Source organism: Streptomyces sp. NPDC001351, from assembly GCF_042896045.1.
GTDB lineage: Bacteria > Actinomycetota > Actinomycetes > Streptomycetales > Streptomycetaceae > Streptomyces.
Map to the genome: position 1 here is coordinate 1 of NZ_JBIAWS010000005.1, position 15784 is coordinate 15784.

A 15784-nucleotide genomic window follows, 5' to 3' on the forward strand; every position below is an offset into this window, starting at 1 on the left:
CAGCACCCCCCGGATCATCAAGGACAGGGGCAACGAGTCATACCGGGCCTGGAGGCCACGAGCCCGAACCGGGCTCTACAAGGAAGGTAATGGGCAGAGCGGGCGGAGGGCGAAGCAGTGTCGGACGAAGGGCGGCTCGTCGCCGGGCGCTACCGGCTGGTCGAGAGCATCGGTCGCGGCGGTATGGGCACCGTGTGGCGCGCCGAGGACGAGGAGCTCACCCGTCAGGTCGCGCTCAAACGGCTCCACACACCGCCGCACCTGTCCGACGCCGAGATCACCACGCTGTACGAACGCGTCCGCCGCGAGGCGCGCAGCGCCGCCCGGGTCGTGCACCCCAACGTGGTCGTCGTCCATGACGTCGTCGACGACGAGGGGCAGCCGTGCATCGTCATGGAGTACGTCCCCGCCGGCACCCTCGCCGACGTCCTCGACGGCGGCCAGACGCTGCCGCCCGAGGAGGCGGCACGCATCGGCCTCGGTGTGATCTCCGCCGTACGCGCCGCGCACGCGGCCGGCGTGCTGCACCGCGACATCAAGCCCGGCAACGTCCTGCTCGGCCCCGGCGGCCGGGTCGTCCTGACCGACTTCGGTATCGCGCAGACCGCCGGGACCTCGACCCTCACCCAGACCGGGGAGATGATCGGCTCCATCGACTTCATGGCCCCCGAGCGGATCCGCGGCCACAAGCCCGGCCCGGCCTCGGACCTGTGGTCACTGGGCGCGACGCTGTACCAGGCGGTGGAGGGACGTCCGCCGTACCGCCGTGACACGCCCATGGAGACCGCGTACGCCATCGTCGTGGACCCGCTGGAGCCGATGCGCAAGGCCGGTCCGCTGGAACCGCTCATCGAGGCCTTGCTGTCGAAGGACCCCGAGGACCGGCCCACGGCGGAGCAGACGGAACGGGCGCTGCGGGCCGCCTGGTCCACCGGCCCGCCGACCGAGCGGTCCCCCGCTCTCCCCGTCGGCCCGGGGGGCGACGACTCGACCATGCACCACACCTCCGCGGCGCCGCCGGCCCCACCGGCGCAGACGGGAAGGAGCGCACGCCGTCGCCGTCGCGGCCGTAGGGGCCGTGTCCTGGTGCCGGTCGTGGCGGTCCTGGCCGTGGCCGCCACCGCCGTCACGCTGTACATGACGTCGCACCGGGCCGACCGGGCCGGAGCGGGCGCGGTGACCACGCCCACCCCGTCCGCGTCGCCCTCGCCCGTCCCCGACGGCTACCACCTGGTCCGCGCCGACCGGCTCGGCGTGTCCTTCCCCGTGCCGGACGGCTGGCGGCCGAAGGGGCAGCCGAGCGACGACGAGGTCACCTACACCGACCCGACCGGCCTGGCCGGCGTCACCATCGGCATGGTGGACCCTGCGGGCTCCAACCCCGTCGGCCACTTCAAGGACATCGAGGCGAACACCAAGGCCAACTACTCCGTCTACCGCAGGCTGCGCATGCAGGAGACGACCTTCCGGGGCAAGCCGGCGGCGGTGTGGGAGTTCACCTTCCAGGGTCGGGCCCGTGTCTTCCGCGCCATCGACCTCGGCTACGGCACCGCGGGCGGCCGGGAGTACGACATCTATCTGTCGGCCCCGGAGGCCAAGTGGAGCACCTACCGCCCGGTCTTCGACCACGTCAGGGACGGGTTCACGGAACAGCCCCGGTGAGTCCGACGGGCCCATGAGCCCTATGTGCTCGGAAAGGGGGCACGCCGTGACGCGGGCGTGGACCCGCAGCGGTGTCTCCAGCGGTACGGGCCGGTGGTAGCGCATGTCGAGCGAGACGGTCATGGCGGGGCTTCCGGCCGCGTAGCAGGCAAAGCCCATCAGCTCGTCCAGCAGCACGCTCGGCATCGCACACGAAGGCGTGCCCGGTGTCCACCAGGGTGCGCAGCTCGCGTCCGAGCGCGGCGATCGCTGCGCGCCGGCACTCCCTGCGCCAGTCCCCGTCCATGACGGCCACGTCGATCACCATCACGTCGAGTTCCCGCTCGCAGACCGCACGGAAAATACCCCCGGGGGTACCCGTGTTATGGTGGAAAACAGATACCCCAGGGGGTATTTCTTCGGCGGAAGGGAGTGTCTCGTGTTCTTCGTCGACACGATCGAAGTGGCCGGCCTCGGCAACCGGAGCTATCTGGCGGGCGGCAGGCTCACGGCCGTCGCGGTGGATCCGCCGCGCGACATCGACCAGGTGATCGCGGCGGCGGCGCGGCGGGGTGTGCGGATATCGCATGTGGCCGAGACCCACCTGCACAACGACTACGTCACCGGCGGTCTGGAACTGGCCCGTGTCACGGGCGCCGCCTATCTCGTGCCCGCCGGCGCCACGGTCGCCTTCGAACGGGTGCCGGTCGACGACGGGGACCGTACGGAGGTCGATGCCGACGGCGGGCTGGTTCTGCGCGCGGTGGCGACCCCCGGGCACACCCCGCACCACACCTCCTACGTCCTGGAGGAGCGCGGAACGGCGGTCGCGGTGTTCACCGGCGGCTCGCTGCTCATCGGCACCGTCGGGCGGCCCGACCTGGTCGAACCACGGCTGACCGAGCGCCTCGCCCGCGCCCAGCACGCCTCCGCGCACCGCCTCGCGGCCGAACTGCCCGACGAGACGCCGGTGCTGCCCACCCACGGCTTCGGCAGCTTCTGCTCCTCGGCCCGGGCGGAGGGCGGCGACACGACCATCGGCAAGGAGAAGGCGTCGAACGGGGCGTTCACCCGTGATGTGGACACCTTCGTCGCCGATCTGCTGGCCGGACTGGACGACATTCCCGCCTACTACGTCCACATGGGCCCCGCCAACGCCGCCGGACCCGCGCCCGTCGACCTCACCCCGCCCGCCGTCGCCGACGCCGACGAGATCGCTGCCCGGCTCGCGGCGGGGGAGTGGGTGGTGGACCTGCGCAACCGCGTGGCCTTCGCCGAAGGACATGTCGCCGGTTCCGTCAACTTCGAGGCCGAGGGGCAGCTCGCCACCTATCTGGCCTGGCTGATCCCTTGGGGCAAGCCGCTGACGCTGCTGGCCGAGTCGGCCGGTCAACTCCGCGCCGCGCAGCGGGAGCTGGCCCGCGTGGGCATCGACCGCCCGGCCGCGGCCGCGACCGGTGATCCGTCGGACTGGGTGCGCGCGGGCGAGACCCCGGTCTCCTTCCCGCGCGCCACGTTCGCCGACCTGGCGGACCGCCGACGGGACGGGCACGTGGCCGTGCTCGATGTCCGGCGGCAGAGCGAACGCGAGGGCGGCTTCGTGGACGGGGCCGTCCACATCCCCCTGCATGCCCTGCACCGGCGGCTCGGCGAGGTCCCCGACGGCCAGGTGTGGGTGCACTGCGCCGGCGGTATGCGCGCCGCCATCGCCGCTTCCCTGCTGCACGCCGCCGGCCGGGACGTCGTCGCCGTCGACGACTCCTTCGGCGCCGCGGACAAGGCGGGACTGACCGGGAGGAGCGGACCGTGTCGTTGAACCTGTTCAGACGCGGGCCCGGCCGGGTCGACGCGCGGCGGGCCGCCGAGTGCACCGGACACGTGGACGGTGTGCCGGCGGAGCGGGACGCCGTACTGCTGGACGTCCGCGAGTCGTACGAGTGGCAGACGGGTCACGCCCCGGGCGCCGTACACGTCCCCCTGTCCGCGCTGGCGGCGGGCGCGGCACTGCCCGAGCGGGTGGCGGGCCGGCCCCTGGTGGTCATCTGCGGCTCGGGCAACCGGTCCCGGCAGGCGGCCGAACTCCTGGTCGCACGGGGCGCCGACGCGGTGGACGTGGTGGGCGGGATGCGCGACTGGGCCCGCCTCGGGCTGCCCGTGGTGGACCGGCACGGTGAGAGCGGAACGGTCGCGTGAGTGTTCTCGTACTCGCCCTGGTGTCCGGTGCCGTCATCGGCCTGGCGCTGGGCGCGCTCGGGGGAGGCGGCAGCGTCCTGGCCGTCCCCGCCCTGATCTACCTGTTCGGTTTCACCCCGGTCGCGGCCACCACCGCCGGCCTGGTCATCGTGGCCGTCACCACGGCCACCGCGCTGCCCGCGCACGCCCGGGACGGTCAGGTCCGCTGGCGCACCGGACTGCTGTTCGCGGCCGCGGGCATCGGGCCCGCCATGCTCGGCGGGCTGGTGGCCGCGCGGCTGCCCGCGGCGGTGCTCACCGCGGCCTTCGCCCTGGTGGCGCTGGTCGCCGCGGTGCGCATGCTGCGCCCGCGGCCCGGCCCGCCCGATGCCGTCCGCACGGTCCGGCCCGGCCGGGCGGCCGCTGCGGGGGCCGGACTCGGGGCGGTGACCGGAATCCTCGGAGTGGGCGGCGGCTTCCTCGCCGTACCGGCCCTGGTGAGCGTCCTCGGGCTGCGCATGCGGGCGGCGGTGGGGACGAGCCTGCTGGTCATCACCCTCAACTCGGTCGCCGCCCTGGCGCTGCGCGCAGGCACGGCCGACGGACTGGACTGGGCCGTCATCGGACCGTTCGCCGGGGCCGCCGTCCTCGGCGCCTGGGACGGCAAGCGCCTTGCCACCAAGGTGTCGGGGCACGCGCTGCAGCGGATCTTCGCCCTGGTGCTGCTGGGTGTGGCCGGCTTCATGTTGATCGGCTCGGCCGTGTGACGGCCGCAGCCGATGGATCCCTCACGCCAGTGACAGGAACAGCTTCTCCAGACGGGCGCGCATCTGCTCGACGTCCTCGCCGTTCCTGCGGCCCGACTCGACGTCGGTCAGGCACTGCTGCAGACCGGTGGCGATGATGGCGAAACCCGCCCGGTCCAGGGCGCGGGAGGCCGCGGAGAGCTGGGTGATGACGTCCTCGCAGTCGCGCCCCTCCTCGATCATCCGGATCACACCGGCGATCTGGCCCTGAGCGCGACGCAGCCGGTTCAGCACTGCCTTCAGTTCCGCACCCGCGAGCTCCATCTCCACGACTACTCCTCCGTCGACGTATACCCCTAGGGGTACTGTACGTCCCGGTTCGGGACGGCGTCGAACTCCGACGAACTCAGAGCCCAGCAAAGGATCACCACTGCCGTGACTGCCTCCTCCGTTCCCTCCGCCCTCGCCACCGACCAGGTCCATGGCCTGCTCCACCGGCTGACGGTCATCGATGTGCGCACGCCCGGCGAGTACGCCTCCGGCCATCTGCCCGGTGCGCTCAACATTCCCCTGGATGCGCTCCGCCGCGCCCTGCCCGGCATCCGGCAGGCCGCCGAACGCGGCGACGTCCTGGTCGTGTGCGCCTCCGGGGCCCGCTCGCGGAACGCGTGCAACCTCCTTGCCGAGCAGGGCATCCCGGCGGCGACGCTGACCGGCGGCACCGCCGCCTGGGCCGCCGCAGGACACGACCTGCACCGGCCGACTCAGCGAGCACGGGCAACCTGGGGCATGGAGCGCCAGGTACGTTTCACCGCGGGCACGCTGGTGCTGCTGGGCTTGGCGCTCGGCCTCCTCGTGCACCCGGCCTTCCAGCTCGTCTCGGCGGCCATGGCGGGCGGCCTGGTCTTCTCCGCGCTCACCGACACCTGCGGCATGGCGGCCCTGCTCGGCAGACTTCCGCACAACCGGCCCCGCCCGGCCGACCTCGACGCCGCGCTGACGGCCCTCCGCAGCGGCTGACACCCCTGGGGCTGGACCTGGCCGAGTGACCGGAGAGCCCTGAAGACCGATGGATATCGGATGGCATGAGCCGGCCCCGAACTGGCACGCTGCGTCCCATGGATCGCGCGGAGGTGCTGCTCATCGGAGGACGGGCCGGAGTCGGCAAGACGACGGTCGGCTGGGAGGTGTCGGCGCTGCTGCGGACCGCGGCGGTCGCTCACGCGGTCATCGACGGTGACTTCATGGGGCAGGTGCACCCCGCCCCGGAAGGCGATCCGCATCGCGCGGAGATCACCGAGAGCAATCTGACCGCGGTATGGGCGAACTACGCCCGGCGCGGCTGTCGCCGTCTGATCTACACGAACACGGCGAGTGTGCTCCCCGAGGCGGCGGGCATGTTCGAGCGCGCCATGGGAGCGGAGGTGCGGGCCGTACGGGTCCTGCTCACCGCCACCGATGCCACCGCCCGAGAGCGGCTCGTACGGCGGGAACTCGGCTCGGAGCTGGAGAAGGAGATCGAGGGCAGCGCCCGCAAGGCCCGGATCCTGGACCGGCGGGCCCCCGCGGAGGCGGTGCGCGTCATGACGGACGGACGCACCGTCGGGGACATCGCGCGCGAGGTCGTCGCCCTCACCGGCTGGGCGGGGCAGGGGAGTTGACCCTCTCCACGGAGTACCGGCAACCGCCGAGTCGCGCCGTAGGGTGGCGCGCATGAGCATCGACGGTGTTGCGCTGCGTCCGGTGACCGAGCCCGACCTGCCTGTCATGGAACGCTTCCTCATCGATCCGGAGACCGTTGTGCCCTTCCAGTGGTGGGGTTGGTCGGACACCGGGCGCTGGCGGCGCCAGTGGGCGGACAACGGCCTGCTCGGCGACGACGGAGGGCATCTGATGGTGGTGCGCGGCGCGGAGCGGCTGGGGTTCGTCGCCTGGCGGCAGGTCAGGCCCACCCGGACCACCACCTACTGGAACATGGGCATCAACCTGCTGCCGGAGGCCCGCGGACAGGGCGTCGGAACCGAGGCGCAACGGCAGTTGGTCCACTACCTCTTCGCGAACACCACGGTCGTACGCATCGAGGCGGACACCGAAGCGGGCAACATCCCCGAACAACGCGCCCTGGAAAAGGTCGGGTTCACCCGGACGCTACAGCATCCTGCGCGGCGAACTGGCCTGAGCATCGCGCTCGAACCCTGAGCACCCCGCTCAAAAAAACCAGGGCAAAAAGCAAAGGCAAGGAGGTCAGCCACTCCTTGCCACTCTCAACTTATAGCGCACTGGGGGGCTTGCGGCAAGGCCCCGGTCGTGCCGCACAATCGCACGCCGAGGCCACAAGCTGCGGAAATGGGAGCTTCACGACGTGCATGTTCTGTCCGGTGACATGACCCCCTTGACCACCCGTGCGTTCGACCTTCCCGACCGACTCGCCCACAAGGCCGACCCCACCCTGATCGCCGGCGACGAGCGGCACTTCGCCGCGATCGCGCAGAACCTCGAGCAGACGATCGCCGAACTGTCCGCCCGCCTCGAGACCGAGCTCAAGGGACCCGGCGGCATCGGCCGGCAGGCGATGGACCGGGACATGGAGGTGCACCGGCTGACCGGCCGACTGCGTGCCCTGCGCCGCTTCGGCCTGGACCTGTGCCTCGGACACATCGTCAGCGCGGACGACCCCGAGCCCGTCTACATCGGACGACTCGGCCTGACCGACAGCACAGGCCGTCGCCTGCTGCTCGACTGGCGCTCTCCCGCGGCCGAGCCGTTCTTCGCGGCGACCCACGCCAACCCGATGGGCCTCGCCAGCCGCCGACGCTATCGCTGGACCCGCGGCCGGATCAGCGACTACTGGGACGAGGTGTTCACCGCCGACGGGCTGGAAGGGCGCGCCGCGCTCGACGACCAGTCCGCGTTCATCGCCAGCCTGGGCAGCAACCGTTCGGCCCGCATGCGGGACGTGCTCGCCACCATCCAGGCCGACCAGGACGCCATCATCCGGGCGGGATCCCGCGGCGCTCTCGTCGTCGACGGCGGCCCCGGCACCGGCAAGACCGTCGTCGCCCTGCACCGCTCCGCCCACCTGCTCTACTCCGACCCCCGCCTCGGTCACCGTCGTGGCGGCGTCCTGTTCGTCGGCCCGCACCGGCCCTACCTGGACTATGTCGCCGACGTCCTGCCGAGCCTCGGCGAGGAGGGCGTGCAGACCTGCATCCTGCGGGACCTCGTCGACGAGGGAGCCGGCGCGAGCGTCGAGAGCGACCCCGAGGTGGCCCGTCTCAAGTCGTCCGCGGACATGGTGAAGGCGATCGAGAAGGCCGTCCGGTTCTACGAGGAGCCGCCCACCGAGGCGATGACGGTCACCGTCGACTGGACCGGCATCCGGCTGACCGCGGACGACTGGGCCGAGGCGTTCGACGCGCCGGAACCCGGCACCCCGCACAACGAGGCGCGTGATCAGATCTGGGACAGGCTGGTCACGATCCTGGAGGACGGATACGACGGCGACGACCTGCCGCCGGAGCAGTTCCGCAGGGCGCTGCGGCAGGACAAGGAACTCGTCGGGACCCTCAACCGGGCGTGGCCGCTGCTCGAAGCGGCCGACCTGGTCGGAGATCTGTGGTCGGTGCCGGCCTATCTGCGGATGTGCGCGCCCTGGCTGAGCCGCGAGGACGTCCGCAGGTTGCAGCGGGCGGATGCCCAGGCCTGGACGGTGTCCGATCTGCCGCTCCTGGACGCCGCCCGGCAGCGGCTCGGCGACCCGGAGACCGCCCTGCGCAGGCGCCGGCACGCGGCTGTCCTCGCCGCCCAGCGCGAGCGCATGGCGCAGGTCGTGGACAACCTCATCGACGCGGCGGCCGATTCCGGCGCCGACGGTGACGACGGCGAAGGCCTGGTGAGGATGTTGCGCGGCCAGGACGCCAAGGTCAGCCTGGTCGACGAAGCCGAACTGACCGTCGCCGAACCGGACCTGCTCGCGGGCCCGTTCGCGCACATCGTCGTGGACGAGGCCCAGGAACTCACCGACGCGGAATGGCAGATGCTGCTGCTGCGCTGCCCGTCCCGCAGCTTCACCATCGTCGGTGACCGTGCCCAGGCCCGGCACGGGTTCACGGAGACATGGCAGGAACGGCTCGAACGGATCGGGCTCGACCGGGTCAGTGTGGCCTCCCTGAGCATCAACTACCGCACGCCGCAAGAGGTCATGACGGAAGCCGAGCCGGTCATCCGGGCCGTACTCCCGGACGCCAACGTGCCGACCTCCATCCGCAGCAGCGGCATCCCCGTCGTACACGGCGCTGTCGCGGAACTGAACCCGATCCTGGACACCTGGCTGGCCGGGCATGCCGAGGGGATCGCCTGCGTCATCGGCGATCCCGCATTCCGGGCGACGCCCCGGGTCCGGTCGCTGACCCCGGAGTTGTCGAAGGGGCTCGAGTTCGACCTGGTCGTCCTCGTCGACCCGGAGGCGTTCGGCCAGGGCATCGAAGGTGCGGTCGAAGGCGCGGTCGATCGCTATGTCGCCATGACGCGAGCGACGCAGCAACTCGTCATCCTCAACTCGTCACCCTCACAAGCTGAAAACCATTGAAGGGCCGTCGGAGATCCTTAGTAGGTTCCCTTCAGGGACTTACGGCTCGTCGCCTACTACTTAAACGGCCTGCTCGTCGAAGAGGACGACGCCCTGCTCGCCTGCCGCCACGGCGGCGAGCGGGCAGGGCTGCCGCCGCACCAGGTCGCCTTCAACCAGGGCCTGGCTCGCCCGGGCCCTGCCGGAAGGCGGGCGCCTGGTCACTCTGGAGGCCGACGAGCACCACACCGCCGTAGCCGCCGCCGACATTGCCCGTGCCGGGCTCGACCACATCGTCGACCTACGCGTCGGCAGGGTCCTGGATGCTCTGCCCCGGCCGGCGGACGAGGTCCCGTTCGGCCTCGTCTTCATCGACGCCGACAAGCCTTTCAACCCCGCCTACTTGGAGGGGCGTTCGAGCTGACCCGGCCGACACCGCCCCGCGCGTCTGGGGCGTCGGCCGCTTCACCGAGCTGATCGCGGAGCACCCCCGCCTCACGCTCGCCCAGTCCTGATCGCCGCGGACGTGGCGGACGCAGAGCCGCGACAGCTACATTTGTATCGCTACAAGAAAGCGGTTGTCATGCAGTGTCGCCCCCATCCACGTCCGTGACCCGACACAGGAGTGCGTCCGTGCCCAACGCCACCGCGGTCATCAACCTCGACATCGAGGGCCCGAGGATCAGCCGTCACCTCTACGGTCACTTCGCCGAGCATCTCGGCCGCTGCGTCTACGGCGGCTTCTGGGTCGGGGAGGACTCGGCGATACCCAACGAGCGCGGCATCCGCCTCGACGTCGTCCAGGCGCTGCGCGCCCTGGACATCCCCAACCTGCGCTGGCCGGGCGGCTGTTTCGCCGACGAGTACCACTGGCGGGACGGCATCGGCCCGCGCGAGCAGCGGCCGAGCATGGTCAACACGCACTGGGGCGACGTCGAGGAGAACAACCACTTCGGCACCCACGAGTTCATGGCCCTGTGCGAACTGCTCGGCGCCGAGCCGTACATAAGCGGCAACGTCGGCTCCGGCACGGTGCGGGAGATGAGCGAGTGGGTCGAGTACCTCACCCGGGACGGCGACAGCCCGATGGTGCGGCTGCGCAGGGCCAACGGCCGCGAGGAGCCCTGGCGGGTGAGGTTCTGGGGCATCGGCAACGAGACCTGGGGCTGCGGCGGCAACATGCGCGCCGAGTACTCCGCCGACCTGGCCCGCCAGTACGCCACCTACTGCCGCGACCACGGCGACAACAAGCTCTACCGCATCGCCTCGGGCGCCTCGGACGACGACTACAAGTGGACCGAGACGCTGATGCAGCAGATCAGCTGCTTCGGCTGCGAGGCCACCCCGAAGAACTTCTTCCAGGGCCTGTCCGTGCACTACTACACGCTGGCCGGCCCCTGGGAGGCGAAGGGCAGCGCGACCGTCTTCGACACCGAGGACCACTACCGCACCATGGTCGCGGCCCGCCGCCTCGATCGCATCCTGACCGGCCACTCCACCGTGATGGACGTCTACGACCCGGGCCGCACGGTCGGGCTGGTCCTGGACGAGTGGGGCACCTGGTGGGACGTCGAGCCGGGCACCAACCCGGGCTTCCTGTTCCAGCAGAACACCCTGCGCGACGCGCTGGTGGCCTCCACCCACTTCGACATCTTCCACCGGCACGCCGCCCGCCTGTACATGGCCAACATCGCACAGACGGTCAACGTCCTGCAGGCGATGCTGCTGACCGACGGCGACAGCTTGGTGCTGACCCCGACCTACCACGTCTTCGAGATGAACAAGGGCCACCAAGACGCCACTTCACTCGCCGTCCATCTGCGCGGCGACGCGCTGCGTCGCACGGTCGGCGACACGGAGCTGGAGACCCTGTCCGCCTCGGCCAGCGTCAAGGACGGGACGGTGCTGATCTCGCTGTCCAACCTGGACGCGGAGGAGCCCGCCGAGGTGACGCTCGACCTGCGCGGCCGCTCCGTCGGCGAGCCGAGCGCCCGCATCCTGACGGCCGACCGGCTGCAGGACCACAACACGCCCGGCACGCCGGGGACGGTCGCCCCGCGCCCCTTCGACGCCCTCAAGGCCACCGGCCAGGGGCTCACTCTCACGCTGCCGCCGCACTCGTTCGTCACGGTCAGCGCCCCGCTCGCCTGACACGACCCGATCCGACCGCGATCTCCGGCTCCGGCCGTCTCCCGGGAGGCCGGCAGTCGGCTCGGCGCCGCGTCCGAGGCCCCTGCCGGCGACCTGGCCGACGGGGACGGTGCGCAGGTCCCCGCCGCACTCCTTCACCGTCCTGCGCGACCGGGGTGAGGCATAGCATGCGAACGGGTTCCGAGACGGCAGGTCAGGGGTGAGGGTGACAACGATCCAGGACGTGGCGAAGGCGGCCGGGGTCTCACCGATGACCGTCTCGAACGTCATCAACGACCATCCGAACGTCCGACCCGCGACGCGCGAGAAGGTGCTCGAGGCCATGGCCCGGCTCGACTACCGCGTCAACGTCGCGGCCCGCAATCTGCGCAAGGGCCGTACCGGAACCATCGGCCTCGCCGTTCCGGAGGTGGACAGCGCCTACTACGGGCTGCTGGCCGCCACCATCATCGCCGCGGCCGAGCGGCGCGGCCTGAGGGTGAGCATCGAACAGACCGCCTCCCGGGACAACGAGCTGGACGCGCTGTCCCTCTCCCGCAACCGGCTCTACGACGGGCTCATCCTGAGCGCAGCGGGCATGGGGCAGGGCGATGCCGAGCGGCTCAGGGTGGACCACCCGGTGGTCATCCTCGGCGACCGGATCTTCGGCGGCCCCGCGGACCACGTCGCCATGCCCAACTTCGACGCGTCCCGCGCCGCCACCCGGCACCTGATCGAGCGGGGCTGCCGGCGTATCGCGATCGTGTGCGGGGCGGTCGAGGAAGTGGACACCTCCAGCCTGCGCATCGCCGGCTACCGCAAGGCCCTGGAGGACGCCGGCCTGTCCGCGGACCGCGCCCTGGTGCAGCAGGTGGACCGGCTCGGCATGCGCGAAGGCGCCGAACGGGCCCAAGAGATGGCGAGGAGCGGGCTCGACTTCGACGGCGTGTTCTGCGTGACCGACTCGCTGGCCATGGGCGTGCTGCGGGGCCTGGCCGACGTCGGCACGCGCGTACCCGACCAGGTGAAGGTGATCGGCTTCGACAACGTCTCGGAGAGCGAGTTCTTCATCCCCTCGCTCTCCAGCGTCGATCCGGACCACGACGGCATGGCCGAGCGGGCGGTCGACCTCCTGATCCGGCGCATCGAACAGACCGGCCCCCCGGCCCCGCACCAGGACGTCGTCGGCGGCTTCTCCCTGGTGATCCGGGAGTCGACGGGCGGCTGACCACCCCCTGACCCACCAACCGCGGCGAACCCGTCCTGCCCGACCTCGCCCCTGAGCGACCACACCCCAATGGCTCCACGGTGGGGAAGTTTTTGCCTGTGGCCGATTCCCGGCGGACGGGGCCTGGTGGCGCGCGGCGCCGCGGGTTTCGCCGATGCAAAGTGGGGCTGAAAAGGGCGGGTCGACGGGTCGTTCATGTTACGGCCGTGTTGACCAGGTGGTCGGTGCGGCGCACCCTCGCATATGCGTGGCAGTTACATCTTGTCTGTCGGTGAGACGTCGTTGCATGCGAGAAATCGCAGGTGGAACGGCATCCCCGTGCAGACCTCGAGCGGGAGGCACCCCATGTGCGGCATCACCGGCTGGATCTCCTTCGATCGCGACCTGGGCAGCGAGACGGTCGTATTGGATGCAATGACCGAGACGATGGCCTGCCGTGGCCCCGACGACCGCGGCACCTGGGTGCAGGGTCCCGCGGCCCTCGGGCATCGCAGGCTCGCGATCATTGATCTGCCCGGCGGCCGCCAGCCGATGACGGTCGGCACCCCGCACGGGACCGTGGCACTTGTCTACTCCGGGGAGACGTACAACTTCACGGAGCTGCGCCGCGAACTCACCGGCCGGGGCCACCGTTTCACCACGGACTCCGACACGGAGGTGGTCCTGCACGGCTACCTCGAATGGGGCGAGCGGATCGCGGAACGGCTCAACGGCATGTACGCGTTCGCCGTGTGGGACGGCCGCCAGGACAGGCTGGTGATGATCCGCGACCGCATGGGCATCAAGCCCTTCTACTACTACCCGACACCCGACGGCGTCCTGTTCGGCTCCGAACCGAAGGCGATCCTCGCCAACCCCCTGGCCCCCGCCCGCGTCGCGCCGGACGGCCTGCGCGAACTGTTCACGATGATCAAGACGCCGGGGCACGCCGTATGGGACGGGATGGCGGAGGTCGAACCCGGTACGGTCGTCACCGTCGACCGCACGGGGGTGCGGCGCCGCGTCTACTGGCAGCTGGAGACCCGGCCCCACACCGACGACCGCGACACCACCATCGCCACCGTACGCTCCCTCCTCGACGACATCGTGCGCCGCCAGCTCGTCGCCGACGTGCCCCGCTGCACCCTGCTCTCCGGCGGCCTCGACTCCTCGGCCATGACCGCGCTCGCCGCACGCCGGCTCGGCGAACACGGCGAGAAGGTACGCAGCTTCGCCGTCGACTTCGTCGGCCAGACCGACCATTTCGTCGCCGACGAACTCCGCGGCACGCCCGACACCCCGTTCGTGCACGACGTGGCCCGCACCGCCCACACCGAACACCAGGACATCGTGCTCGACGCGCAGGCACTCGCCGACCCCGCCATCCGCGCGAAGGTGATCAGGGCCCGCGACCTGCCCGCCGGGCTCGGCGACATGGACGCCTCGCTGTATCTGCTGTTCCGGGCCATCCGGGACCAGTCGACCGTCGCCCTGTCCGGCGAGTCCGCCGATGAGGTCTTCGGCGGCTATCTGCAGTTCTTCGACGAGGAGGCCCGCCGCGGCGGCACCTTCCCCTGGCTGGTCAACTTCCGCCGCCACTTCGGAGAGGACGCCGAGGTCCTGCGCCCGGACCTGCTCGCCTCCCTCGACCTGGACGGATACGTCGACGCCGGCTACCGCACTGCCGTCAGCGGCATCCGCCGCCTGGACGGCGAGAGCGACTTCGAGTACCGGATGCGGCAGATCTGCCACCTCCACCTCACCCGCTTCGTGCGCGTCCTGCTCGACCGCAAGGACCGCGCGAGCATGGCCGTCGGCCTGGAAGTCCGGGTCCCGTTCTGCGACCACCGCCTGGTGGAGTACGTCTACAACACGCCCTGGTCGCTGAAGTCCTTCGACGGCAGGGAGAAGAGCCTGCTGCGCGAGGCGACCGCCGATCTGCTCCCGAAGTCGGTGTACGACAGGGTCAAGAGCCCCTATCCGTCCACCCAGGACCCCAAGTACGCCACTGCGCTCCAGGACCAGGCCAAGGACCTGCTGGCCGAGCCCGCCCACCCCGTCTTCGACCTCGTCGACCGTGACCGCCTGCACCGCGTCGCCCACCGCGACACACCTGTGAACACGCAGTCCGAACGGCGCGGTCTGGAACGCGCGCTGGACCTGGCGGTGTGGCTGGACATGTACCGGCCGGACATCGAACTCGGCTGAGGCGGGCGGCGGTCCGGGCAACGTCGTCAGAACCGGCGCGTGGCGGCTGACGACCACGGCGTTGACGTCCATCGCGGTGGTCGTGGGGCCAGAGCCCGATCTCCTCGGCAAGCGGAGACCCACACGCCGAGGGAGCTTGCCCCCCCCGGGTCTCCACTCGGGCCGGCCTCAGCCCCGAAGCACCTGCCTGCCGGAGTGATCGACGCAGCGCGCGGCTCTGGCGTGACGTCACCTGCCGATCTCCTCTTTCACCTCCGCGTCGGGTGGGCGTGTCGGCCTCACGGCCTTGGAGACGGCCCTCGTACGGGGCGCCGGTCCGCCGGCGACCGCGCATGCGGAGCAAGCGCGCTCCTTCGCTGGTCGTGCGGGCCGGATCGCGGAAGCGGCCGTCCTGGTGTCCGGGCCCAACGCGCAGGCACCGTACGGCCGTTGGGCCGAGGCGGCCGGTACCGCCGATCTGCGCACCGGGCGCGCCATGAACACCGCCGACCCGCTGCGCATCGTCGGCGCCCTGGGAGGGCTCGCCGACTTGGACGGGGCGCGGGTCCGGATCGGCCGGGCCGCCGCCCCACGTCTCTCTTCCTCAGCGCCCTGTCGGCACGGTCGCGTTGCACCTCCCTGCGCGCTGTGCCACTTACGAGAGCGGTCCCAGGATCTCCTGCGACTCGATGAGCCCCTGGTCGACCTCGACGCCCTCCTGACGGCGCTGCTCGACCGGCAGCAGGCACGCGCCTTCGGACGTCTGCTGGAGGCGGTCCCCGGCACGCAGGAGCTGCACGACCCCGCCGCGTTCGTCGCCGAGGCGGTGCGCCGGATGTCCGCGATGCTCCGCGAGGACCCGGACACCTGGCGGCTGATCCTGCTGACCCCGGGCAACATGCCCACGGTGGTCCGTGACCGTATCGAGGCGGACCGCGAGCGGTTTCGGCTCCAGGTCGCGGGCTGGATCTCCACCGTCCTGGCCGACAGGAGTGGTCCGGCGCTCGACCCGCAGGTCCTCGCCCACGCTCTCGTCGCCTGCGCGGAGCACTTCGGCCGCATCGCGCTCACGGATCCCGGCAGATTCGATCCTCCGCCCTCGTCGACCAGGTGCAGATGATCCTCGGTGCCCTG

General features: G+C 71.3%; 15 protein-coding genes and 1 pseudogene. 13 read left to right on the top strand and 3 right to left on the bottom strand.

Features of this window, described 5'->3' with window-relative positions; translation table 11 throughout:
- Positions 1–117: 117 nt before the first annotated feature.
- On the top strand, positions 118–1662 hold the full coding sequence (locus ACFY1U_RS18900) for a protein kinase (protein WP_390695238.1): 1545 nt from the start codon (positions 118–120) through the stop codon (positions 1660–1662).
- A 105-nt stretch (positions 1663–1767) separates the two neighbouring features.
- On the opposite strand, the pseudogene ACFY1U_RS18905 reads toward ACFY1U_RS18900, so the two are convergent.
- Positions 1768–1848, bottom strand: a pseudogene (locus ACFY1U_RS18905) (PaaI family thioesterase); the annotation flags it as partial.
- Positions 1849–2080: 232 nt separating this feature from the next.
- Between ACFY1U_RS18905 and ACFY1U_RS18910 the strand changes: the two are divergent.
- Genes ACFY1U_RS18910 through ACFY1U_RS18920 form a run of 3 tightly spaced genes read left to right on the top strand, consistent with a single transcriptional unit; the run spans position 2081 to position 4580 of the window.
- Positions 2081–3457 (top strand): rhodanese-like domain-containing protein, encoded by a 1377-nt coding sequence (locus ACFY1U_RS18910; protein ID WP_390695239.1) that lies wholly within the window; start codon positions 2081–2083, stop codon positions 3455–3457.
- Positions 3454–3834: a rhodanese-like domain-containing protein gene (locus ACFY1U_RS18915; RefSeq protein WP_390695854.1), complete on the top strand. Its 381-nt coding sequence runs from the start codon at positions 3454–3456 to the stop codon at positions 3832–3834. The genes ACFY1U_RS18910 and ACFY1U_RS18915 overlap by 4 nt, the downstream gene beginning before the upstream one ends.
- A complete protein-coding gene (locus ACFY1U_RS18920) occupies positions 3831–4580 on the top strand; it encodes a sulfite exporter TauE/SafE family protein (protein WP_390695240.1) in 750 nt (249 codons plus the stop codon). The genes ACFY1U_RS18915 and ACFY1U_RS18920 overlap by 4 nt, the downstream gene beginning before the upstream one ends.
- 21 nt (positions 4581–4601) lie before the next feature.
- Here ACFY1U_RS18920 and ACFY1U_RS18925 read toward each other — a convergent pair whose 3' ends face one another.
- Positions 4602–4889 (bottom strand): metal-sensitive transcriptional regulator, encoded by a 288-nt coding sequence (locus tag ACFY1U_RS18925; protein WP_390695241.1) that lies wholly within the window; start codon positions 4887–4889, stop codon positions 4602–4604.
- Between the two features lie 105 nt (positions 4890–4994).
- Here ACFY1U_RS18925 and ACFY1U_RS18930 point away from each other — a divergent pair, with 105 nt between their 5' ends.
- The 4 genes from ACFY1U_RS18930 (at position 4995) to helR (ending at position 9147) form a co-directional block, all read left to right on the top strand.
- Positions 4995–5579 carry a rhodanese-like domain-containing protein gene (locus ACFY1U_RS18930; protein WP_390695242.1) on the top strand — a complete coding sequence of 195 codons (585 nt, stop codon included), beginning with the start codon at positions 4995–4997 and terminating at the stop codon, positions 5577–5579.
- Positions 5580–5677: 98 nt separating this feature from the next.
- Complete coding sequence (locus ACFY1U_RS18935) at positions 5678–6220, top strand: hypothetical protein (protein WP_390695243.1); 543 nt, start codon at positions 5678–5680, stop codon at positions 6218–6220.
- A gap of 52 nt (positions 6221–6272) precedes the next feature.
- Positions 6273–6758 carry a GNAT family N-acetyltransferase gene (locus ACFY1U_RS18940; RefSeq protein ID WP_390695244.1) on the top strand — a complete coding sequence of 162 codons (486 nt, stop codon included), beginning with the start codon at positions 6273–6275 and terminating at the stop codon, positions 6756–6758.
- Between the two features lie 184 nt (positions 6759–6942).
- Positions 6943–9147 (top strand): RNA polymerase recycling motor ATPase HelR, encoded by a 2205-nt coding sequence (gene helR / locus ACFY1U_RS18945; protein ID WP_390695245.1) that lies wholly within the window; start codon positions 6943–6945, stop codon positions 9145–9147.
- A gap of 60 nt (positions 9148–9207) precedes the next feature.
- Here helR and ACFY1U_RS18950 read toward each other — a convergent pair whose 3' ends face one another.
- Complete coding sequence (locus tag ACFY1U_RS18950; protein WP_390695246.1) at positions 9208–9351, bottom strand: hypothetical protein; 144 nt, start codon at positions 9349–9351, stop codon at positions 9208–9210.
- 1 nt (position 9352) lies between these two features.
- Between ACFY1U_RS18950 and ACFY1U_RS18955 the strand changes: the two genes are divergently transcribed.
- The 5 genes from ACFY1U_RS18955 (at position 9353) to ACFY1U_RS18975 (ending at position 15770) form a co-directional block, all read left to right on the top strand.
- Complete coding sequence (locus tag ACFY1U_RS18955; RefSeq protein WP_390695855.1) at positions 9353–9550, top strand: hypothetical protein; 198 nt, start codon at positions 9353–9355, stop codon at positions 9548–9550.
- A 209-nt stretch (positions 9551–9759) separates the two neighbouring features.
- Entirely contained in the window at positions 9760–11277 is a 1518-nt protein-coding gene (locus ACFY1U_RS18960; protein WP_390695247.1) for an alpha-N-arabinofuranosidase, read from the top strand.
- 205 nt (positions 11278–11482) lie between these two features.
- A complete protein-coding gene (locus ACFY1U_RS18965; RefSeq protein WP_390695248.1) occupies positions 11483–12484 on the top strand; it encodes a LacI family DNA-binding transcriptional regulator in 1002 nt (333 codons plus the stop codon).
- Between the two features lie 345 nt (positions 12485–12829).
- A complete protein-coding gene (asnB, locus tag ACFY1U_RS18970; RefSeq protein ID WP_390695249.1) occupies positions 12830–14671 on the top strand; it encodes an asparagine synthase (glutamine-hydrolyzing) in 1842 nt (613 codons plus the stop codon).
- A 286-nt stretch (positions 14672–14957) separates the two neighbouring features.
- Positions 14958–15770: a hypothetical protein gene (locus ACFY1U_RS18975; RefSeq protein ID WP_390695250.1), complete on the top strand. Its 813-nt coding sequence runs from the start codon at positions 14958–14960 to the stop codon at positions 15768–15770.
- Positions 15771–15784 lie beyond the last annotated feature (14 nt).